Genomic DNA, 20,199 nt, shown 5'->3' on the forward strand with positions numbered 1-20,199 from the left:
CTTATGGTTTGAGTTGGACGACGACATTGCCGAGTTCTTCCTTGCCCTTGGCAGGCACGGACTGGGCCGATTTCAGCGGCCACTGGAACGGCACGCGCACCAGTTCGCGTCCGCCCGCTTCGCGCGCCGCTTCCACGACGACCTGGTATTCGCCGGCCGGCAGCTTGTCGAGCAAGGCTTTGGCGCCCGGGAACGTCAAGGTATGTTCACCGGGTGCGCGCGTGGCGCCGCTGACGCCGTCAACGGGCATGGCCAGGTCGCGGCCGCTCTTGCGCCACCATTGACGCATGTCCTTCAGCCATTTTTCGCCGGCCTTGTCCTTCTTTTTCACGTCATACAGCACGGCCAGATTGCCAACGACCTTCTGGTCCGCCGTTTCCAGCCACGCCGCCACGTAAGGACGGTGGTATTCCGCCACGTTCAGTTGCGGCAGTTCAATCTTGAGGGACAGGTCGGCAGCCATCGCCGACGTACCGATCAGGGGAAGGCCAAGCGCCAGGGAGTAGCGTAATTTCATGGTGTGCCTGTAAAAAGGAAAAAACATCAGTGGATAAACAGCAAGGCGATCGCGCAAGGTATCAAGATACCGAGGCCCACCATCGGCCAGGTAAATGGCCGGTTGGCCGCGTGGAACTTCAAAATCAACAAACCCGTCAGGCAAAACACGATGCAGGCGCCGGCAAAAATGTCGATGAACCAGCTCCAGGCTACGCCCGTGTTGCGGCCCTTGTGGACATCGTTGAGCCAGGACACCCAGCCCCGGTCCGTCAATTCATATTCGGCGGCCCCGTCTTCGAGGCCGATGCGCACCCAGGCGTCGCCGCCCGCCTTGGGCAGCGGCAGATACACTTCGTCGACCGACCATTCGGCGGGACGCCCGCCCGCATTGAGCGACCATTGCTGCTTGAGCCAGGCTTCGGCGGCGGCCGGCATCGGTGCGTTGGCGCCATCGTGCTTGGCGGCATACGCGGCCAATTCCGTGACGAGGGGTGCCGGCAGCTCGGCCTTCTGGCGTGTGATCGCCGGCTTGGCTTCGATCTGGCCGGCGTGGTTCAGGGTGATGCCGGTAATGGCGAACAGAAACATGCCCAGCAGGCAAAGCGCCGAGCTGATCCAGTGCCATTGATGCAAATTCTTCAGCCAGACGGCGCGGCTGGCGTTGTTCCTGGCCTTGTCTGCGGCGCCCGCATTACCCATCAATCGCTCCCGGCAAGGAGCGGGCCAGGTGGCGCGACAAGTCAGTGTGCTTCATTCCCATCCTTCAATCAAAGTGCATGCTTATATTTTCAAACAAATGATAATGATTATCATTTATTAAGTCAATACATGGGGCGCTCCGCCGGGCCAGCGTTTTGTAACAGCTTTGAAACAAAGCTGGGCTGCTACGTAAGCTGCCGTACAGAGCCGCGTGCCATGCCCGTCTATGCTGTTGTTCAGGACAATCAAACAGGAGCACACCCATGCAAGCGTATTCCAGCGAACAACTGGCCAGCATCGCGGCCAAGATCAAGGACGTCAAATTCGGCATGCTGACCACCAGCGACGACATGCGCACCCTCACCAGCCGGCCGTTGACGCAGCAGCAGGTCGACAGCGAAGGGCAAATCTGGTTTTTTGTCTCGGACGATGCCGCTTACACGCGCGACTTGCTGAACAATCCGCAAGTCAACGTCAGCTTTGTCGACACGGGCGACAGCTTGTATGTATCCGTCTGCGGCCACGCGCAGCTGCTGAAGGACCGCGCCAAGGCGGAGGAATTGTGGAACCCGTTGGTCAAAGCATGGTTCCCGGGCGGACTCGACGATCCGAAGCTGTCGCTGATCAAGGTGACGATACAGTCGGCCGAATACTGGGATAGCAGCGCCAGCAAGATGATGCAATTCTATGAAATGGCCAAGGCCGCCATCACGGGCGAGCCGCCGAAGGATATGGGCGAACACGGCCGGGTCGATCTGTAGCAGGTTTACCCTATTTTACCCGGGTGTTATTGACTTTCAATTTAACCCGGGTAAAATTGCCTCATTCCCCCATGGAGGCAAACATGCATACCCCCGCAACACCCGAGCTCACCGCCTTCGCCGGCAAACGCAAAGTGGCCGCCGGCCCCTTGCACGCCGTGGCGCAAACACTGAAGGAACTGGTGACGCGCGAACCCGATGCGCAGATCCTGATCTTCGACGACGCCAGCGGCAGCCAGGTCGACCTGAACCTGCATGGCAGCCTGGCCGATGTGCTGCAGCGCCTGCCGCGTGCAGCCACGCCGGCGCCGCAGGAAGACATTCCCGCGCGCACGGCAGGCCGGCCGAAGCTGGGCGTGGTGGCGCGCGAAATCACCCTGCTGCCCCGTCACTGGGAATGGCTGGCAACGCAGCCGGGTGGTGCTTCCGTGGCCTTGCGCAAACTGGTGGAACACGCGCAGCGCGGCAACAAGGCGCACGATGAACAGCGCCAGGCACGCGAAGCGGCCTATAAAGTCATGAATGCGCTGGCCGGCGACGCGCCCGGCTTCGAGGAAGCGAGCCGCGCCCTGTTCGCCGGCAAGCAGCCGGCGTTCCTCGCATGCGTGCAGGACTGGCCAGCCGACGTGCGCGAACACGTCTTGCGGCTGGCCCAGCGGGGATGGTCCGAAGATTAAGCGACGGTGGAAAGATCAGACGCCCGTGCTGCCCGTGGTATCGGGCGCATCGTCGGCGCTCTGCCGGCTCTGCCCGGCGGAACCGGCCTGGTGATGGGGCAAGCGGTCGGCGCGCCGCACTTCGCCGATGGAAAACAGATCGTCGCCGATATCGAGGCCTTGCTCGCTATCGACCAGCACAAAGTTTTCGCCCGACTCGGCCGTACTTTGCTTGCTGCCTGCCATGGACGGCGCACCGCCCTGGCTATTGCCGGGCTGCGGCGTAGTGGAGTTGCCCATCATCTTCTCCCTGATCGTGAGTACGTGAGTGCGGATTGACTGCGTTCACTGCGTTGACTGCGCGTGGGCCGTGGCCGGCGCAGCTATTTCATCATAGTCCATGCCTGCTGCAATGCATCAAAATTTTCGCTAGCCAGCGGCAGCCAAACAAGCGCGGCCCTGGCCAGCGGCGTGCCTGCCTCCCGCCGCCCAGGGCCCATTGCTACTTGCAACGTGCTACTGCTTGCCAGTCACTACTTGTTGCGCGACCCCGAGCTGGAACCGGAACCGCCGCTTTGCTTGTTGCCACTGTCGCGGCCGCCATCCTGGTTCATGCTGGCATTGTCGCGCGAACCGCTGGAGCTGGAGGCGCTTTGCCGGTTGGCATCGTTCTTGTGGCTTTGGCTGCCTGCGCGGCGGGCCTCTTCGGACGTGAATTCATGGGCCGTGCCTTTTTCATGCGCGGCACGTCCGCCTTCACTGGCGATTTCACGCTGCTGGGCGGGGTCCATGGAAGCGAAACCCCGTTTGCTGGTATCGCTTTGCTTGTTGCCGCCGCTGCTACTGCTGCTACTGGTTTTACTACCTTGCTGTTTATTGTCGCTCGATGTGGCCATGATGATCTCCTTGATCGATGGAATCAGAAACAATGCAAAAAACAATGCAAACCATGCAAATCTTCCCCCTCGCATGGCAAGGGAACCGTCATCTTAGTGCGCGCATGGGCCACAAGAAATAGGAGGATGGCAAGAGCGCATGTAGGATGAGTCCCGCCTACGGTAGCGTAGTTACTTTCAGTTTTCCACCAAAAGTACCAGACACTCAGCAGTTAACGGGCAGCGGGAAAATCGCCGCGTCCGCCGTCACGTAGACGCGCTCGCCAGCTCCTGGGCGCACCGCATGGCCGCCCGTGAAGGCGCCAAACGAGGGCAAAATGGCGCGCTGCTGGCCCAGCAGGAAACACGGCAGGCGCAAGCCGCCCCCATGTCGTTCCGTCCCTGCTGCGCGCAAGTGGAACACGGGATGCACGTGGCCGGCCAGCACGTAACCGGACGCCACCGTATCCGGATGATGGCAAAACGACAGCTTGCCCACCTGGTGCGGTTCGTCGACCATGCGTATCTGCAGCACGGCGGCCGGATCGCCCGCATGCGCATCGTGGTTGCCACGCACTACCGTCAAGCGCAGGTCCCGATGGCGCGCACGCCAAGCCAGCATAGCCGCCACGGTGGCGGGCGCATGGGCGGCGCGCGCGTGCAGAAAGTCGCCGAGAAAGACGATTTCCTCGCAAGCGTAACTGGCCAGCAAGCTGTCGAGCGCCAGCAGGTTTTGCGTCGTGGTGCCGCGTGGCACGGGTACGCCCAGCGCGCGAAACGCGGCCGCCTTGCCGAAATGGATGTCGGCGACGACCAGCATCTTGCGCGCCGGCCAATAGATGGCCTTGTGCGCCAGCAGCCAGACTATCTCGCCAGCCAGCTCCACCACGCAGTGCGCTTGCTGGCCGCTCATGCGGCCGCCTTTTCCAGCGCGCTGACCAGGCGCGCCACCCGGTCCGACAGCTTTTCCGTCGTCAGCTGTTCGCGGAAGCGCTCGACCATCAGGCCGAAGGCAAATGGCGATGCCCGCTCCAGCGCTTGCAGGGAAATGCGCCGTCCATGCAGCTCGCGCAAGGTGGCGCGCAGGCGCGTCAATTCCAGTTCCTGTTCCAGCACTTCGCGCTGCGCCTGCGTGAGCAGCAGATTGGCCGCATCGTGCTTGCGGAACACTTCAAAAAACAGCGAGGACGAGGCCTGCAACTGGCGCGCGCTTTTTGGCTGGCCCGGATAGCCCTGGAACACGAGGCCGGCGATGCGGGCGATTTCGCGGAAGCGCCGCTGCGACAGCTCCGTCGCATTCAGGCTGGCCAGTACGTCCTCGAGCAGATTGTCCGTGCTGAACAGGGCAAGGTCGGCGCCGCTGGCCCCCGACAACAGCGGCGCAAAATCGATGTCGTCCGCGCCCAGCAATTCAAAGCCGTAATCGTTGACGGCGATCGACAAGGTCGCCGGCTGCACGCGCGCGATGCGGTAGGCCAGCAGGGACGCCAGGCCCAGGTGCACGGAGCGTCCCGCAAACGGATACACGAACAGGTGGTGGCCTTCGCGGCTGGACAAGGTCTCCACCAACAGGGCCGCGCACGTGGGCAGGCTCGACCATGCCTGCTGGATGGCCAGCAGCGGCGCCAGCGCGCGCATTTCCGGCCCGCTGGCCTTGCCTTCCTGCGCCAGTTGCAACTGGTCGAGCACGGCATGCGCGAGTTCCGACGACAGCGGCATCTTGCCGCCCTGCCAGCGCGGCACGGCGCCGCGGCTGCCCGTGGCGCGCCGCACGTAGGCCGTCATCTCGTGCACGCGCACGAATTCCAGGATGCGCCCGCCAAACAGAAAATGGTCACCCGGCTTCAGGCGCGCGATGAATGATTCCTCGATACTGCCGATGCGCCCGCCACCGAGGAACTTGACCTGGATCGCCGCCTCCGAGACGATGGTGCCGATGCTCATGCGGTGGCGCCGCGCCAGCGCCACGTCCGGCACGCGGTACACGCCCTCCTCGTCCGGCAGCACTCTGCGGTATTCCGGATACACGGTCAGGCTTTGCCCGCCGCGCGCGACGAAATCGAGCGCCCATTGCCACTCGTCCGGGGTCAGGTGGCGGTAGGACCAGGCCGCGCGCACTTCCGCGTACAGCTCGGCAGACTGGAAACCGCCGCCCAGCGCGATCGTCACCAGGTGCTGCACCAGCACGTCGAGCGGCTTGTCCGGCACGGGCCGCGCTTCCAGGTGGCCTTGCGCCAGGGCAGTGCGGGCAGCGGCCGCTTCCAGCAATTCCAGGCTGTTGGTGGGTACGAGGGTGACGCGCGAAATGCGTCCTGGCGCGTGGCCGCTGCGCCCGGCCCGCTGCACCAGGCGCGCGATGCCTTTCGCGCTGCCCACCTGCAGCACCCGCTCGACGGGCAGGAAATCGACGCCCAGGTCCAGGCTGGACGTGCACACGACGGCTTTCAGCTCGCCCGTTTTCAAGTGCTGCTCGACCCACTCGCGCACTTCGCGGTCCAGCGAACCGTGGTGCAGGGCGATCAGTCCCGCCCAGTCGGGCCGCGCATCGAGCAGGTGCTGGTACCACAGCTCGGCCTGCGAACGCGTGTTGGTAAACACCAGCGTGGTGGCGCTGCCTTCGATCTCGGCAATCAAAGGCTGCAGCATCTGGATGCCCAGGTGGCCGCCCCAGGGGAAGCGCGTGGGGTTGACGGGGATCAGGCTGTCGACGAGGATGCGCTTCTTGACTTTGCCTTCGACCAGCACGCCGGTGTTTTCCTCGCCCAGCAAGACATCCTGCGCCTGCTGCAAATTACCCAGGGTGGCCGACAGGCCCCACGTCATCAATGCGCCACTCCAGCGGCGCAAGCGGGCCAGCGCCAGCTGCACCTGCACGCCGCGCTTGCTGCCCATCAATTCATGCCACTCGTCGACGATCACGGTTTCCAGCAGGCTGAAACGTTCGCGGGCATCCACCTGGCTCAGCATCAGGGACAGGCTTTCCGGCGTCGTGACGAGCACATCGGGCCAGGCCTTCGCCTGGCGCGCCCGCTGCGCCGCGCTCGTGTCGCCCGTGCGCGCCTCGATGCGCCAGCCGGGCGCCAGCTCGGCACCAGACGCCTGCAAGGCACGCACCGTGTCGGCCGCCAGCGCCCGCATGGGCGTGATCCACAGCACGCGCAAGCCCTGCTTTCGCCCCTTGCGTTGTAGTCGCTCGGCGCGCAGCAAGGCGCCGAACCAGACGGCATACGTTTTGCCGGATCCCGTGCTCGCATGCAGCAGGCCAGGTTGTCCCTGTGCAGCCGCACGCCAGACGGCGCGCTGGAACGGGAATACCGTCCAGCCGCGCGCGGCAAACCAGGCGTCGATGCGCTGCGCCAGCGCGCTTTTGCTCATCGCTTGCTCATGTGGCCTGGACCAGCATGGCCTTCAGCGTGTCCAGCGTGTCCGCATCGGCGATGGCCTTGTCGTCACGCCGGCGCAGGATGCGGGGAAAGCGCACGGCGATGCCCGCCTTGTGGCGGCTGGACGCGGCGATGCCTTCGAAGCCGATCTCGAACACCATCGTCGGCTTGACGCTGCGCACGGGGCCGAATTTTTCTATCGTCGTCTTGCGGATGGCGGCGTCGACTTGGCCGATCTCCGCATCCGTCAAGCCCGAATACGCCTTGGCGAACGGCACCAGCTTGCGCTCGCCTTCCTCAACGTCATCCCAGACGGCAAACGTGTAATCCGTGTACAGCGACGCGCGCCGGCCGTGACCCGCCTGGGCGTAGATCAGCACGGCGTCGATCGAATACGGGTCGATCTTCCACTTCCACCAGGTGCCCACATCTTTCGTGCGACCCACACCATACGCGGCAGACATGGCCTTGAGCATCATGCCCTCCACCCCGCGCGCCCGCGATTCAGCGCGGATGGCCGCCAGCGCCTCCCAGCTTGCCGCCGCTATACGCGGCGACAGGCGCAGCGCGTCAGAACCGACGCCGGCCACCACCGTTTCCAGCAATGCGCGCCGTTCGAGCTGGGGCAGCTGGCGCACGTCCACGCCATCGAGTTCCAGCACATCGTAGGCCACGAGCACGGCCGGCAATTCGGCCAGCAGCTTGGACGACACGCTCTTGCGGCCCATGCGTTGTTGCAGATCGGCAAACGGCGCCGGCACGTCGCCCGGCTGCCAGACGAGGATTTCGCCATCGAGTACGGTACCCTCGGGCAAGGCCAGCTGCGCCAGCTCGGGAAACCGCTCCGTGATCAATTCCTCGCCACGCGACCACAGCCAGTTCACGCCTTCGCGGCGCAGCAGCTGGGCGCGCATGCCGTCGTATTTCCACTCGACCAGCCAGTCGCCGATATCACCGAGACTCTGCGGCTCCGCCTGCAAGGGATAGGCGAGGAAGAACGGATACGGCTGGCCGCCGCGCAGCGCATGTTCGCCGTCCGACTGCGCGGCGATCAGTTTGAGAAAGCCCGCGCCCGTGGGGCTGACCTTGCCATCGGTCCAACCCATCAGGCGCTGGGCGATCAGCTTGCTGTCGACGGCGGCGATGGAGGCCAGCGCGCGCGTCACCAGCAGTTTGGACACGCCCACGCGAAAGCCGCCGCCGATCAGTTTGATCAACAAAAAACGTTCGCGCGTTTCCAGTTCGTCCCAGTAGGCCAGCAAGTCGGTGCGGATGGTCTCGGGCGGCGCGCCGCGCAACGGTGCGATACGCTGCTCGACCCACTCAGCCAGGCCGACGTCGCTGCGTTTGGTGGGCGCGGGCAGGATCAGGGCAATGGTTTCGGCCAGGTCGCCGACGGCGTGATAGGCCTCGTCGAACAGCCAGGCATCGAGGCCCGCCCGTTCGGTCGCGTACTCGCGCAGCAACTTGGTGGGCACGGCCTGGCGCGGCTTGCCGCCGGCCAGGAAGTACACGGCCCAGGCCGCGTTTTCCGGCGAGGCGCCACGAAAATACGCTTGCAGCGCCGCCAGCTTGCGGCTGGTGGAGGTCGTCTCGTCGAGTTCCGCGTACAGCCGGGCAAAGTCACGCATGGGCGACGTCCTCCGCTGCCGTGGATGCACCGGGCGCACCGTCATCGGCCTCGTCGTCGCCATACTCCGTCTCGAAGCCGCCCGCCTGCCAGCCGTTCTGCTGCAGCCAGCGCACCATCACGGGAATCGAGCCGTGCGTGACGATGATGCGTTCGGCCTGCGTGGCCGTGATCGCTTGCATCAGGCCGGGCCAGTCGGCATGGTCGGACAGGACAAAACCCCGGTCCACGCCGCGCCGCCGGCGCGCGCCGCGCAACAGCATCCAGCCGCTGGCGAACGCATCGCTGTAGTCGCCGAAACGCTTCATCCACGGCGAACCGGCGGCCGACGGCGGCGCGATCACCATCGCCGTCTTCAGGGCCGCCTTGTCCGTCACGTCGCTCACCATCACGGTGGTGGGCAAGGCCACGCCCGATTCGCGGTAGACCTGCGTCAAGGCCTGCGCCGCGCCATGGCAGATGATGGGGCCGATGGAAGGATCGAGCCCGGCCAGGATGCGCTGCGCCTTGCCGAAGGCATAGCAGAACAGCACGCTGGTGCGCCCTTCGGCCGCATTCCTGCGCCACCATTGGTTGATGTCGTCATAAACTTCCTGTGGCGCCTGCCAGCGGTAGATGGGCAGGCCGAAGGTCGATTCCGTAATAAAAGTATCGCAGCGCACGGGCTCGAACGGTACGCACGTGGGGTCCGGCTGCAGCTTGTAGTCGCCCGACGCCACCCACACTTGGCCGCCCACTTCCATGCGCACCTGGGCCGAACCCAGCACGTGGCCGGCCGGATGCAGCGACACGCGCACGCCGTGGTGCTCGATGGTCTCGCCATAGGCGAGGCCCTGGATGGACACGGCGCCCAGGCGCGCGCGCAGCACTTGCTCGCCGGGCGCGGCGCACAGGTAATGCCGGTGCCCGACACGCGCATGGTCGGCGTGCGCATGCGTGATGATGGCGCGATCGACGGGACGCCACGGGTCGATGTAGAACTGACCCGGCACACAGTACAAGCCTTCCTTGCGCACCACCACCATGTCTGCCATGCCCTGCCCCCTGCCTTAAAAAAAGCGCGTTGGAATGGGCTGATTCTAGCGCTCTTGCGCCAAATCACTGTTCGGCAGCGCACCATGGCTTCACGCGGGGACGACGAACTCGGCCATGAAGGTACGCGTGGTGTTTTCCGGAAAGGCAATGGTGACCTGGTCGCCCGCCACGGACAGCACGGTGCCAATCTGGTAGCGCGGTACGCGCACGCGGCTGCCGACGGCGATCTGGGGTGCCGGCGCTGGCGGTGGCGTTTCAGCAGGCGCGGGCGGGAATTCGTCAAGGCTGATGGGCGCGGCCAGCGCGGGCGGCGACTGGCAATTGTCGCAGGTGCAGCAGCGCTCGAAATCGCCGGCATCGCCAAAATAATCGAGCAGCAGTTTCCAGCGGCACAGGCCGCTTTGCGCATACGCCACCATCTGCTCGAGCGCCTGCTTGTCGCGCTCCTGCTTGTCGACATAGATCTGCGCCAGCTGCGCATACGCAGGCGTGGCGGCCGACTGGGCTGTCAAGCGGTAGCCGAGCTTGCGGTCCTGGCGCAGCAGCTTGCCGTCTTTTAACAGTTTCAGGCACACCTTCAAGTGGCCGTCGGAAAACTCGGGCAGGCGCGCTGCCAGGGCGGCAAACGCGAACGTGGCTGGTAATTCTTGCGCGGCCGCCACGATGGCGGCCAGTTCTTCGGCCGTGGGATAGTGCTTGGCCAGGAAAAATTGCTGCACCCGCTTGTCTTCCTGGAAGTACAGCAAGGTGCAGTCGGCGGGCAAGCCGTCGCGCCCTGCCCGGCCCGATTCCTGGTAATACGCTTCCAGATTGGCCGGCACCTGCAAGTGGATGACGAAGCGCGTGTCGGGCTTGTCGATGCCCATGCCGAACGCGTTGGTGGCGACCATGATGCGGCGCTCGCCATTCATGAACAAGTCCTGGTTGTGCTTGCGCTCGCGCGCCGCCAGCTTGCCGTGGTAGCACGTGACGCTCTCGCCCAGTTCCTCCAGCCGCGCCGCCAGGTCCTCGACGGCCTTGACGGTGGCCGCATACACGATGCCCACGCCGGGCGTCTCGCGCAGCAGGCGCAAGACTTCGTCCTGTTTCTCTCCCGCATTCGTGACCTGGATCACGCGGTAGCGCAAATTGGCGCGGTAGATGCCCGTGTTGATGACCTGCAGCTTGCGCGCTTCGAGCTGCGCGTCGATATCGGCTATCACTTCCCCGGTGGCCGTGGCCGTCAGCGCCAGCACGGGCGGACGGCCCAGCGCGCGCAGGGCGGCCGCGATTTCCAGGTAGGCGGGACGGAAGTCGTGGCCCCACTGGGAAATGCAATGGGCTTCATCGATGACGACCAGGCTGGGCGGCGCGCTGGCCAGCAAGGACAGGAACTCGGGCATCGCCAGGCGTTCCGGCGTGCAAAAAATGATCAGCCTGCCGCCCTGGGCGATGCGGGCGATGGCGTCGTCCTCTTCGGCGCGCGACAGGCTGCTGTTGAGCTGCACGGCCGTGATGCCCAGTTCGTGCAGCTTTTCCAGCTGGTCCTTCATCAGCGAAATCAGCGGCGACACGACCAGGGTCGCGCCCGGCAACAGGGCGGCGGGTAGCTGGTAGCACAGGGACTTGCCGCTGCCGGTGGGCATGATGGCCAGGGTATCGCGCCCGGCCAGCACGCTGTCGATGACTTCCTGCTGGCCCGTGCGCAGCCGTGCCACACCAAATACCGAACGCAGCAGACGCTGGATGTGTCGACCAGACTTGTTCAGCGAAGCAAGCATCATTGCCGTCCTAAAAGTAAAAGCACCATGCCGGCGCCACAGCGCCAGGGTGCAGCTACTTTACGGCCGGGCCTGGCGCACCGCCATAGGACGGGCACCACAGCTGACGTAGGAATTCAGGAAGCAAACAGGATGGCCCAGAACAGCATCAACAAACCGGCAATCGACACGCACCACACGAGCGTGCGCACGACGGGCACGCCAAACGCGTACAGGGGCAGGTACAGCACGCGCGCGGCCAGGTACAGGGCGGCGCCGTACAGGGTCAGCGCGCTTTCCTGCGCCGTCACGTGGGCGATCAGCACGGCGGCGGCGAACAGGGGCAGGGTTTCGAACAGGTTCGCCTGGGCCCGCCGCAAGCGGCCCGTGATCTTGCCCACGGGCGGGCCGTCGCCGTCGCGCGCGCTCACGTTATAGGCCGTGCCCGTTTCACGCGTGCGGAACAGCGCGGGCAGGAGGATTTGCACCAGCGCCAGCACAAGGGTACAGGCCAGCATCGTCAGTTCAGGAGTCATCCATTTGCCTCTGCAGGGTGAGACGGGCAAGCCGTGGGAGCGCGTGCCTGTCAGGGTTGGTCGAGTGCCGCTTGCAACTCCAGCAAATCATAGGGCTTGCGCAAGACGCTGGCGGAAAAGCCCAGCTCATCCATCGACTCCTTGCCATAGCCCGTGGAAAAGATAATGCGCATGCCCGGTTTATCGCGCAACACCATGCGCGCCAGCGCGATGCCGGACATGCCGGGCAGGCTGACATCCGTAAACAGGATATCGAAGTCTTGCTCGTTGAGCAATTTCCACGCCGCCTCGCCATCGGACACGCCGCTGACCGTGTGGCCCAGCATGCCCACCAGTTCGCACACCATCAGCTGCGAATCGAGATTATCTTCCACCACGAGTATCTTCATCGATGTCGGCATGTCCCCCTGCGGTTCTGGCGCATGCCCCGTCAAGTCCAGCCCCGGCGTGCCGCCTGTCAGCACGCTGGCCGCCAGGCCGCCACCCGCTTGCGTGCCGGCCACCGGTGCGCCGGACCGTTCAAACTGGCGCGCGCGCATTTGCTGCTGGCGGTTGGCCAGCACATGGCGCAGCTTGCGCGCCAGCTCTTCGCGCCGGTACGGTTTGCTGAGCAATTCCACTCCCGCGTCGAGTCTGCCTTCGTGCACGATGACATCCTGCGCGTAGCCCGACGTAAACAAGACGGCGATATCGGGCTGCAACTCGCGTGCTTGGCGCGCCATCTCCGTGCTGCTGACGGGACCGGGCATGATCACGTCCGTAAACAGCAAGTCGATCTGCGCGCCGCTGTGCAGCACAGCCAGCGCGCTTTCACCATCCTCGGCCTTGAGCACCTTGTAGCCGAGCGCGCCCAGCATATCGACGACGGTGGTGCGCACGCCCACATCGTCTTCCACCACGAGCACCGTTTCCGTGCCGCCCGTGACGACGCCGCTCAATTCCAGTTCCTCGTCCGCTTCGGCCATCAGGGAACGGGGCAAATAGATTTTGACTCCCGTGCCCACGCCAGGTTCACTGTAAATACGGATATGGCCGCGGCTTTGCGTGACAAAGCCATACGCCATCGACAAGCCCAGGCCCGTGCCCGCGCCTTCCGGCTTGGTGGTGAAGAACGGCTCGAACGCGCGCTGCAGCACGGGGCCGCTCATGCCACGGCCCGTGTCCGTCACCGACAGCATCACGTACTGGCCGGCAGGCACGTCGACCAGGTTGTGCACATACTGTTCATCGAGCACGACGTTGCCCAGCTCGATGGTCAGCTTGCCCACGCCATCCATGGCGTCGCGCGCATTGATGGCCAGGTTCAGGATGACGTTCTCGATCTGGCCGCGGTCGACCAGGGTATTCCACAACCCGCCGCCGCCCACCAGCACGATGTCGATCGCTTCGCCCAGCGCGCGCCGCAGCAGCGCATCCATGTTGCGCACCACGCGCGCCAAGTCGGCCACCACCGGTTGCAAAGGCTGGCGCCGGGCAAACGCCAGCAGGTGCGACGACAGCTTGGCGCCCCGCTCGACGGCGGCAATCGCCGTGTCGAGGCGCTGGCGCATGACGCCATCCGTGCCCGCCAAATGCTGCAGCAAATGCAAATTGCCGGAAATGATTTGCAGCACATTATTGAAATCGTGCGCGATGCCGCCCGTCAGCTGGCCCACGGCTTCCATCTTTTGCGCCTGGCGCAAGGCGTCTTCCGCCTTCGTGCGCTCACCGACTTCCTGTTCGACCCGGTGCTCGAGCGTTTCGTTCAATTCATGCAGCGCTTTTTCCACGCGGCGCCGGTCCGTGATATCCGTCTTGACGGCGATCAAGGAGCGCGTCTGTCCCTGTTCATCGACCAGGCGGCTGACATTGCTCGACACCCACACTTGCGAGCCGTCGGGCTTCAGGTAACGCTTTTCCAGCGAGAACGATTCGCCCGTTTCCACCAGGCGCTGGAACAGCACGCTGTTGCCAGGCACGTCCGCCGGATGCATGATGTCGTTCATGTTCAGGCTCAGCAGCTCTTCGGCCGAGCGGCCCAGCATGCAGCACAGGGCGCCGTTGACCCTCTGGAAGCTGCCGTCGAGGCCCAGCTCGGACAAGCCCACCGAGGCCTGGCCGAAAATGGCCGCCATGCGTTCCTGGCTGGCGTTCAGTTCATCCTCGATCTGGCGCCGCTCCGTCACATCGAACGACACGCCCACGTAGCGGCGCTGGCCTGGCACGCGGCCTGCCACCACCTCGCCCTGGCGCGCGATCCAGCGCAGCGCGCCATCGGCCGGGCGGCGGATGCGGTACTCCACGTATTCGAGGGGATTGGGCGCCACAGCAAGCTTGCTCGGTCCGACCTTTTGCTGGTCGCGCGCATCGACCAGGCTCACCAGCAAGCGTTCCGTCACTTCCACCTCGTCGGCAATGCCCCACAGGCGGCGGAAGGTGGGCGACACCAGCATCGCGCCCGTCTCGGGGAACCATTCGAAGGTGCCGATGCCGCCGGCCTGCTGGGCCAGGCGCAAGCGCTCCTCGCCTTCCATGCGTTCGGTGACGTCGATGCCTTCGACGAGGATGCCCGTGACCGCGCCCTCGTCATCCTTGATGGGCTGGTAGACGAAGTCGATCTGGCGCTGGCCCGTCTGCCCGTCCGCCGTCTGCAAATCCACCTTCACCTGGCGTCCCTCGTACGGTTCGCCCGTGCGGTAGACCTGGTCGAGCAGTTCGATGAAACCTTGCTCCTTGACTTCAGGCAAGGCCGCTTCGACTGTCTTGCCCAGCAGATCGCGGTGACCGACCAGGCGCAGATAATGTTCATTCGCCAGCTCGAACACGTGCCGCGGCCCGCGCAGCATGGCCATGAAACTGGGCGCCTGCTGGAACAGGGCGCGCAGCAGCGCGCGTTCCTCGCCCAGGCGGCGGTTGGCCGCGCGCACGGCCTCGCTCTCGGCCTGCAAGGTCGTGTTGAGTTTGCCCAGCTCGGCCGTGGCCAGCTTCAGCTGGCGCCCTTCTTCCATGCGCGCCGTCAATTCCAGTGCCGTGCACAGCACGCCGTCCACCTGGCCCTCGTCGCCATGCACGGGCGTATAAAACAGGTCGAAGCAGACGTCGGTGCGCTGTCCGCCGCGCAACAGCGGCAAGCAGCATTCGCGGTGCACCTGTGTTTCCCCGCGCAACCCCGTTTCGAGGATGCGCGCATTCCAGTCCCAGATTTCAGGCCAGATGGCCGGCACCGTGCCGCCCAGCGCGGCCGGATGGCGCTCGCCTGCGATCTGGATGTAATCGTCGTTGTAAATCATCACGTGCTGCGGGCCCCACATCAGCACCATCGCCATCGGCGAATTGAGCACGATGTCGACGCTGGTGCGCAAATGGGCGGGCCAGCCATCGAGCGGGCCCAGGCTGGTGGCGGACCAGTCGCGCTGGCGCACCAGCTCGCCCATGCTGCCGCCGCCGCGCGGCCAGGCTGGCGCGCTCATGTAACCAATCCCGCTTGCACGCGCACCTGGCACTGGCGCGGGATGCGCACGGTCGCCAGCGTGCCCTGCGCGGCCGTCGAGCTGATCTCGACCGTGCCGCCGTGGGCCTTGACGAACATGTTGACCGTGTACAAGCCCAGCCCCAGGCCCTGCCCCGTCCGGCGCTTCTCGCCCGCCTGCTGGAATGGCTCGAACAGGGTCGGCAGCAAGGCGGCCGGGATGACGCCGCGATTAGCGATGCGCAATTCGATATGGTCGGCGGCCCGTCCATCAAGGTCCAGTTGCACGGGCGTGCCCGGCTCGCCATGCGTGATGGCATTGTTTAACAGATTCGAGATGACTTGCGACAGCAAACCCGCATCGCATTGCCCGTGCAGATTACCCGCGCTGCTGACCTCGACCAGCGGCGCCTGGCCCGCCGTCTCGAATTCCTCGACGATGGCGCGCGCCAGCGCCAGGTAGTCGTGCGTGCTGCTGCGCAACTCCATCGTGCCGGAACGGATGCGCGCCAGGTCCAGCAGTTGGTCGACCATGCGCCCCATGCGCTTGGCGCTGCTTTCGATGCGCTGCGCCGTGACGATCACCTTCGGGTGGTCGCTCATCATCGGCAACAGCATGGCGCCGTTCATCACCACCGACAAGGGCGTGCGCAAGTCGTGGCCCAGCACGGCCGTGAACAGTTCGTTCAGGTGCAAGGCATGCTTGAGCTTGTCGAGCTGGGCCGACAATTCGCGTTTCTGCTGGTACAGCTGGACCAGCACGGCCACCTTGCTTTGCAAGGCCTTCACGTCGATGGGCTTGTAGAGAAAGTCGACGGCGCCCGCCTCGTAGCCGCGGAAGCTGTAGCTCGGTTCGCGCGACGCCGCCGTCAGGAAGATCAGGGGAATGCTGCGCGTGCGCTCGCTGCCGCGTATCAGCTCGGCCAGCTCGAAACCATCCATGTGCGGCATTTGCACGTCGATCAGGGCCAGCGCCACTTCATGCGTCAACAGCAATTCCAGCGCTTGCGCGCCCGAGCTTGCTTTCAGGATGACAATACCGGGCCGTGCCAGCACGGCTTCGGCGGCGACCAGGTTTTGCGCGATGTCGTCAACGACGAGGATATGGATAGGTGCGGTCACGGAATCATCTTCAGGCATCGCAACGGCAAGATGCCATCGTGTTTCGATATGAACATCAACATTGTTTCAATTCTCACATATATTACACGCACTACACCACTCCCATTCACTTGTGTTCGCCATCGCCGAGCAATGCCAGGCTGGCGGCCATTTGCGGCAAATCGAGCACGCGGTCGGCGCCCGCCAGCTTGAGCGCGGCCGCCGGCATGATGCCACAACTGGCCCGCTGCGGGTCTTGCACCCAGGCACTACCGCCCAGCTGCCGCACGCGGGCCAGACCGGCCGCGCCATCGGCCGAGGCGCCCGTCAGGATGATGGCCAGCATGGTTCGCCGGTAAGCCAGCGCCGCCGTTTCCAGCAAGACATCGATGGACGGGCGCGAAAAATACACGGGCGCTTCCTGCGACAGGGAAAAACAGCCATCGGGCTCGACTTGCAGGTGGTAGTCGGGCGGCGCGAAATACACGACGCCCGCTTGCAGCGGTTCCTTGTCCTGCGCCTCGCGCAAAGGCAGCTGGCAACGTTCTGCATACAGCTGCGGCAACTGGCTCGAGCGTCCCGGCGCCAGATGCAGCACCACCACGACGGCCGCGCGGCAGGTGGCGGGCAAGGCGCGCAGCACGATGCCCAGCGCTTCCACGCCGCCGGCCGAGGCGCCGATGGCGATCAGGCGCAGGCCGTCGGGCGGTGGCGCGACGTCGCAGCTTGGCAGCATGTCAGGCACGCTGGAAGATGCGTTCGGCCGGGCTCAGCTCGTTGAAGCTGTCCGCATGGCGGCTGAAATGCAGGCTTTCCTTCATGCCCAGGCCCAGGAAGCCCCGGTTCACCAGCGCTTCGTGGAACAGGCCCAGACTGCGGTCTTGCAAGTCTTTGTTGAAGTAAATCATGACATTACGGCAGGAAACCATGTGCACCTCCGAAAACACGCTGTCCGTCGCCAGGCTGTGGTCGGCGAAGACGAACTGGCGCCGCAAGCGCCGGTCAAAGATGGCGCCCTTGTAGGCGGCCGTGTAATAGTCGGATAGCGAGCGCTTGCCGCCCGCCAGCTGGTAATTCTCGCTGAACTGGGCGATGCGTTCGACGGGATAGATGCCCGCTTCGGCAGCGGCCAGCGCTTCCACGTTGATGTCGGTCGCGTAGATCATGCTGCGCTCGAGCAAGCCCTCTTCTTCCAGCAAGATGGCCAGCGACCATACCTCTTCACCGCTGCTGCAGCCGGCCACCCAGATCTTGATCGAAGGATAGGTGTGCAGGATGGGCACGACTTTTTCGCGCAGGGCACGAAAATACGCGGGATCGCGGAACATCTCGCTCACTTGCACCGTGAAAAACTGCAGCATCTGCGCGAACATGGCCGGTTCGTGCAAGATGCGGTCCTGCAATTGCGACAGGCTGGCGCAGCCGAAGCGCTCCATGGCCTGGCGCATGCGCCGGCGCAGGGACGCCACGGAATAATCGCGGAAATCGTGCTGATAGCGCAGCAGTATTCCCTCAAGCAATAACTTCAGTTCTATATCGAAAATATCGTCATCTAACAACATCCACCTCATCGGATACCTGACCGTTGAACACGGTGCAATGCGCACCGCGCAGTCACTGCCAAATGCTAGCAGATCGCCGGCGATTATCCTGCAGAGAAAGTTTCAGTTAGGTACGCTGGCGTACACTCGCGCGTTTTTTTCGGCTCTGTCCTCGACAAGTAGGGGATTTCCGGGAATCTTCCCGTGTCCCTGCTGTCTGACTGAGCATCGCAGACAAACGGGAGCCTTCCATGCAGCCAGCCCAATGGAAAACCTTCATCGCCCAGTTCGCCGAACTGAACCGCCGCCAGCGCCTGGCGGGCATCGCCCTGCTGCACGGGGCCGCATCGCAAGACGTCGCCGTGGCATTGATCGAAAGCGTGGCCCGCCAACAACCGCACTGTCCGGTTTGCAACAGCAACCATGCTCACCGGCACGGCCATGCACACGGACTGCAGCGCTACCGTTGCGTGCCTTGCGGCCGCACCTTCAATGCACTCACCGGTACGCCGCTTGCCCGCTTGCGCCACAAGGCGCTGTGGCTTGAGTACGCCGATTGCATGCTGACATCGGATTCCGTGCGCAAGGCGGCATTACAGCTGGGCGTGCACCGCAATACCACGTTTCGCTGGCGCCACCGGTTTTTATCATTGGCAAAAACGGACCGGCCCCATCGCCTGCATGGCATCGCCGAAGCGGACGAGCTGTATGTACTGGAATCGGAGAAGGGATCGCGGCATTTGACGCGCCCGGCGCGGCGCCGTGGTGGTCATGCCTTTAAACGTGGCATATCGAATGAGCAAGTCTGCATCCTGGTGGCGCGTGACCGCACTGGACAAACCCTCGATTTCGTCACGGGAAAAGGAGCACTGACCAAGGCACAGCTACATGCTTGCCTGCCACCCGTCATCGACAAGGATATCTTGCTGGTCACCGATGGTCATGCCGCCTACCGCGCCTTCGCCCATGAAGCAGGGGTCAGCCACCAGGCCGTCAACTTGCGTGCCGGCATCCGCGTGCGGGGCGCCGCCCACGTGCAAAACGTCAATGCGTATCACAGCCGCTTGCGGGATTGGCTACGGCCGTTTCACGGCGTGGCCACACGCTACCTGTCGAATTACCTGGGCTGGCGCTGGATACTCGACGCCGGGCGCATCCGCTCGCCAGAAACATTATTGAAGGCAACACTAGGAGCATTCCCACATCTAACGGTGACATAGCCTTTTTTTCAGGCATCCACGCCCTTCATGCCTTCTTCCGTATAGCGCGCGCCCGCCGCCATGCCCAAAGGAAAGGCCGCGTTCATCGCCGCCAGTTCCGCCCCATTCAGCCGCACGGCCAGCGCGCCGAGGTTGTCGTGCAAATACGCGATGCGCTTGGTGCCGGGAATGGGAATGATGTCGTCGCCTTGCGCCAGCAGCCAGGCCAGCGCCAGCTGGGCCGGCGTGCAGCCTTTTGCGCGCGCGATGTCCCTCACTTGCGCGACGATGGCCTGATTGCGCGCCAGGTTATCGGCGGCAAAGCGGGGATTGAACTGGCGAAAGTCGCCCGCGTCGAGGCTGGCCGCATCGGCAATGGCGCCCGTCAAAAATCCCCGGCCCAGCGGACTGTAGGCAAAGAAGCTGGCGCCCACGTCGCGGCAGGCGGCCAGCACGCCCTGCTCCGGTTCGCGCGTCCACAGCGAGTATTCGCTCTGCACGGCGTCCACGGGGCAGATCGCCGCCGCGCGCCGCAAGGTGGCGGCGCTCACCTCGCACAGGCCCACGGCGCGGATCTTGCCCTCTTGCCGCAGTTGCGCCAGCGCGCCCATCGATTCCTCAAGTGGCGTCTCGAGATTCAGGCGGTGCAGATAGAACAGGTCGATGGCCTCCACGCCCAGGCGCCCCAGCGAGGCTTCGCACGCCTGGCGGATGTAGGCGGGGGAATTGTCGACGCGGCGCGCATAACTGCCCGCCTCGCGCGCCAGCCCGCACTTGGTGGCGACCAGGGCCTGGCCGCGATGGCTGGCCAAAAAGCGCCCCAGCAACTGCTCGTTGTGGCCGAAACCGTAGGCGTCGGCCGTGTCGAACAGGGTCACGCCCGCCGCCAGGGCCGCTTCCAGGGTGGCCAGGGATTGCGCCTCGTCCGTGGCGCCATAGAATTCCGACATGCCCATGCAGCCCAGGCCCAATGCCGAACTGCTCATACCGTTATTGCCGATGCGTCGCTGTTGCATGCTGCTCTCCTCAGTTGTTGACTCGATGCCGCCAGTCTGGACCGCGCCGGATGACAAGGGAATGCCCGATTTCGTGATACCT

Annotated in this window: 18 protein-coding genes; 3 read left to right on the forward strand and 15 right to left on the reverse strand. The window is 64.5% G+C overall.

The window, feature by feature from the left end; genetic code table 11:
• Position 1: 1 nt before the first annotated feature.
• Positions 2-517 (reverse strand): DUF2271 domain-containing protein, encoded by a 516-nt coding sequence (locus OPV09_RS22630; RefSeq protein ID WP_070303571.1) that lies wholly within the window; start codon positions 515-517, stop codon positions 2-4.
• 26 nt (positions 518-543) lie between these two features.
• The gene (locus OPV09_RS22635; RefSeq protein WP_338679420.1) at positions 544-1,197 is read right to left on the reverse strand and encodes a PepSY-associated TM helix domain-containing protein; all 654 of its coding nucleotides are present in this window, start codon (positions 1,195-1,197) and stop codon (positions 544-546) included.
• 263 nt (positions 1,198-1,460) lie between these two features.
• On the opposite strand from OPV09_RS22635, the gene OPV09_RS22640 reads away from it, so the two are divergent.
• Together OPV09_RS22640 and OPV09_RS22645 are read left to right on the forward strand one after the other, a co-directional pair.
• Positions 1,461-1,958 carry a pyridoxamine 5'-phosphate oxidase family protein gene (locus OPV09_RS22640; RefSeq protein WP_338679422.1) on the forward strand — a complete coding sequence of 166 codons (498 nt, stop codon included), beginning with the start codon at positions 1,461-1,463 and terminating at the stop codon, positions 1,956-1,958.
• A gap of 83 nt (positions 1,959-2,041) precedes the next feature.
• The gene (locus tag OPV09_RS22645) at positions 2,042-2,635 is read left to right on the forward strand and encodes a DUF2239 family protein (protein WP_219327519.1); all 594 of its coding nucleotides are present in this window, start codon (positions 2,042-2,044) and stop codon (positions 2,633-2,635) included.
• 15 nt (positions 2,636-2,650) lie between these two features.
• Here OPV09_RS22645 and OPV09_RS22650 read toward each other — a convergent pair whose 3' ends face one another.
• The 12 genes from OPV09_RS22650 to OPV09_RS22705 form a co-directional block, all read right to left on the reverse strand.
• Positions 2,651-2,914: a hypothetical protein gene (locus tag OPV09_RS22650; protein WP_175560434.1), complete on the reverse strand. Its 264-nt coding sequence runs from the start codon at positions 2,912-2,914 to the stop codon at positions 2,651-2,653.
• A 233-nt stretch (positions 2,915-3,147) separates the two neighbouring features.
• Positions 3,148-3,510, reverse strand: a complete 363-nt coding sequence (locus OPV09_RS22655) for a KGG domain-containing protein (protein WP_046686239.1) — start codon at positions 3,508-3,510, stop codon at positions 3,148-3,150.
• Between the two features lie 205 nt (positions 3,511-3,715).
• Positions 3,716-4,402 (reverse strand): ligase-associated DNA damage response endonuclease PdeM, encoded by a 687-nt coding sequence (gene pdeM, locus OPV09_RS22660; RefSeq protein ID WP_338679423.1) that lies wholly within the window; start codon positions 4,400-4,402, stop codon positions 3,716-3,718.
• Positions 4,399-6,864: a ligase-associated DNA damage response DEXH box helicase gene (locus OPV09_RS22665; RefSeq protein ID WP_338679424.1), complete on the reverse strand. Its 2,466-nt coding sequence runs from the start codon at positions 6,862-6,864 to the stop codon at positions 4,399-4,401. The genes pdeM and OPV09_RS22665 overlap by 4 nt, the downstream gene beginning before the upstream one ends.
• Before the next feature lie 7 nt (positions 6,865-6,871).
• The gene (locus tag OPV09_RS22670) at positions 6,872-8,503 is read right to left on the reverse strand and encodes an ATP-dependent DNA ligase (RefSeq protein WP_338679425.1); all 1,632 of its coding nucleotides are present in this window, start codon (positions 8,501-8,503) and stop codon (positions 6,872-6,874) included.
• On the reverse strand, positions 8,496-9,536 hold the full coding sequence (locus OPV09_RS22675) for a ligase-associated DNA damage response exonuclease (protein WP_338679426.1): 1,041 nt from the start codon (positions 9,534-9,536) through the stop codon (positions 8,496-8,498). Before OPV09_RS22675 ends, OPV09_RS22670 begins: the two co-directional genes overlap by 8 nt.
• A gap of 90 nt (positions 9,537-9,626) precedes the next feature.
• Positions 9,627-11,297 carry a RecQ family ATP-dependent DNA helicase gene (locus OPV09_RS22680; RefSeq protein ID WP_425324063.1) on the reverse strand — a complete coding sequence of 557 codons (1,671 nt, stop codon included), beginning with the start codon at positions 11,295-11,297 and terminating at the stop codon, positions 9,627-9,629.
• A 116-nt stretch (positions 11,298-11,413) separates the two neighbouring features.
• A complete protein-coding gene (locus OPV09_RS22685) occupies positions 11,414-11,812 on the reverse strand; it encodes an MAPEG family protein (protein WP_034750597.1) in 399 nt (132 codons plus the stop codon).
• A gap of 50 nt (positions 11,813-11,862) precedes the next feature.
• On the reverse strand, positions 11,863-15,261 hold the full coding sequence (locus OPV09_RS22690; RefSeq protein ID WP_338679428.1) for a PAS domain S-box protein: 3,399 nt from the start codon (positions 15,259-15,261) through the stop codon (positions 11,863-11,865).
• Positions 15,258-16,382, reverse strand: coding sequence for a hybrid sensor histidine kinase/response regulator (locus OPV09_RS22695; RefSeq protein WP_338679429.1), 1,125 nt, complete (start codon positions 16,380-16,382; stop codon positions 15,258-15,260). The genes OPV09_RS22690 and OPV09_RS22695 overlap by 4 nt, the downstream gene beginning before the upstream one ends.
• A gap of 106 nt (positions 16,383-16,488) precedes the next feature.
• Positions 16,489-17,097 carry a chemotaxis protein CheB gene (locus OPV09_RS22700; protein WP_338679430.1) on the reverse strand — a complete coding sequence of 203 codons (609 nt, stop codon included), beginning with the start codon at positions 17,095-17,097 and terminating at the stop codon, positions 16,489-16,491.
• A 1-nt stretch (position 17,098) separates the two neighbouring features.
• Complete coding sequence (locus OPV09_RS22705; protein WP_200899269.1) at positions 17,099-17,923, reverse strand: CheR family methyltransferase; 825 nt, start codon at positions 17,921-17,923, stop codon at positions 17,099-17,101.
• A gap of 230 nt (positions 17,924-18,153) precedes the next feature.
• Between OPV09_RS22705 and OPV09_RS22710 the strand changes: the two genes are divergently transcribed.
• On the forward strand, positions 18,154-19,122 hold the full coding sequence (locus tag OPV09_RS22710; protein ID WP_072452417.1) for an IS1595 family transposase: 969 nt from the start codon (positions 18,154-18,156) through the stop codon (positions 19,120-19,122).
• Positions 19,123-19,130: 8 nt separating this feature from the next.
• Here the strand turns inward: OPV09_RS22710 and OPV09_RS22715 are convergent, their stop codons facing one another.
• Positions 19,131-20,117, reverse strand: a complete 987-nt coding sequence (locus OPV09_RS22715; RefSeq protein ID WP_338679431.1) for an aldo/keto reductase — start codon at positions 20,115-20,117, stop codon at positions 19,131-19,133.
• Between the last annotated feature and the right edge of the window lie 82 nt (positions 20,118-20,199).

The organism is Janthinobacterium sp. TB1-E2, from assembly GCF_036885605.1.
In the GTDB taxonomy this organism is placed as follows: Bacteria; Pseudomonadota; Gammaproteobacteria; order Burkholderiales; family Burkholderiaceae_D; genus Janthinobacterium; species Janthinobacterium aestuarii.

Bases quoted from the DNA above. Each gene is read 5' to 3' on its own strand.
- OPV09_RS22630 (WP_070303571.1), bottom strand. From the start codon at position 517: ATGAAATTACGCTACTCCCTGGCGCTTGGCCTTCCCCTGATCGGTACG.
- OPV09_RS22635 (WP_338679420.1), bottom strand. From the start codon at position 1,197: ATGGGTAATGCGGGCGCCGCAGACAAGGCCAGGAACAACGCCAGCCGC.
- OPV09_RS22640 (WP_338679422.1), top strand. From the start codon at position 1,461: ATGCAAGCGTATTCCAGCGAACAACTGGCCAGCATCGCGGCCAAGATC.
- OPV09_RS22645 (WP_219327519.1), top strand. From the start codon at position 2,042: ATGCATACCCCCGCAACACCCGAGCTCACCGCCTTCGCCGGCAAACGC.
- OPV09_RS22650 (WP_175560434.1), bottom strand. From the start codon at position 2,914: ATGGGCAACTCCACTACGCCGCAGCCCGGCAATAGCCAGGGCGGTGCG.
- OPV09_RS22655 (WP_046686239.1), bottom strand. From the start codon at position 3,510: ATGGCCACATCGAGCGACAATAAACAGCAAGGTAGTAAAACCAGTAGC.
- pdeM (WP_338679423.1), bottom strand. From the start codon at position 4,402: ATGAGCGGCCAGCAAGCGCACTGCGTGGTGGAGCTGGCTGGCGAGATA.
- OPV09_RS22665 (WP_338679424.1), bottom strand. From the start codon at position 6,864: ATGAGCAAAAGCGCGCTGGCGCAGCGCATCGACGCCTGGTTTGCCGCG.
- OPV09_RS22670 (WP_338679425.1), bottom strand. From the start codon at position 8,503: ATGCGTGACTTTGCCCGGCTGTACGCGGAACTCGACGAGACGACCTCC.
- OPV09_RS22675 (WP_338679426.1), bottom strand. From the start codon at position 9,536: ATGGCAGACATGGTGGTGGTGCGCAAGGAAGGCTTGTACTGTGTGCCG.
- OPV09_RS22680 (WP_425324063.1), bottom strand. From the start codon at position 11,297: ATGCTTGCTTCGCTGAACAAGTCTGGTCGACACATCCAGCGTCTGCTG.
- OPV09_RS22685 (WP_034750597.1), bottom strand. From the start codon at position 11,812: ATGACTCCTGAACTGACGATGCTGGCCTGTACCCTTGTGCTGGCGCTG.
- OPV09_RS22690 (WP_338679428.1), bottom strand. From the start codon at position 15,261: ATGAGCGCGCCAGCCTGGCCGCGCGGCGGCGGCAGCATGGGCGAGCTG.
- OPV09_RS22700 (WP_338679430.1), bottom strand. From the start codon at position 17,097: ATGCTGCCAAGCTGCGACGTCGCGCCACCGCCCGACGGCCTGCGCCTG.
- OPV09_RS22705 (WP_200899269.1), bottom strand. From the start codon at position 17,923: ATGTTGTTAGATGACGATATTTTCGATATAGAACTGAAGTTATTGCTT.
- OPV09_RS22710 (WP_072452417.1), top strand. From the start codon at position 18,154: ATGCAGCCAGCCCAATGGAAAACCTTCATCGCCCAGTTCGCCGAACTG.
- OPV09_RS22715 (WP_338679431.1), bottom strand. From the start codon at position 20,117: ATGCAACAGCGACGCATCGGCAATAACGGTATGAGCAGTTCGGCATTG.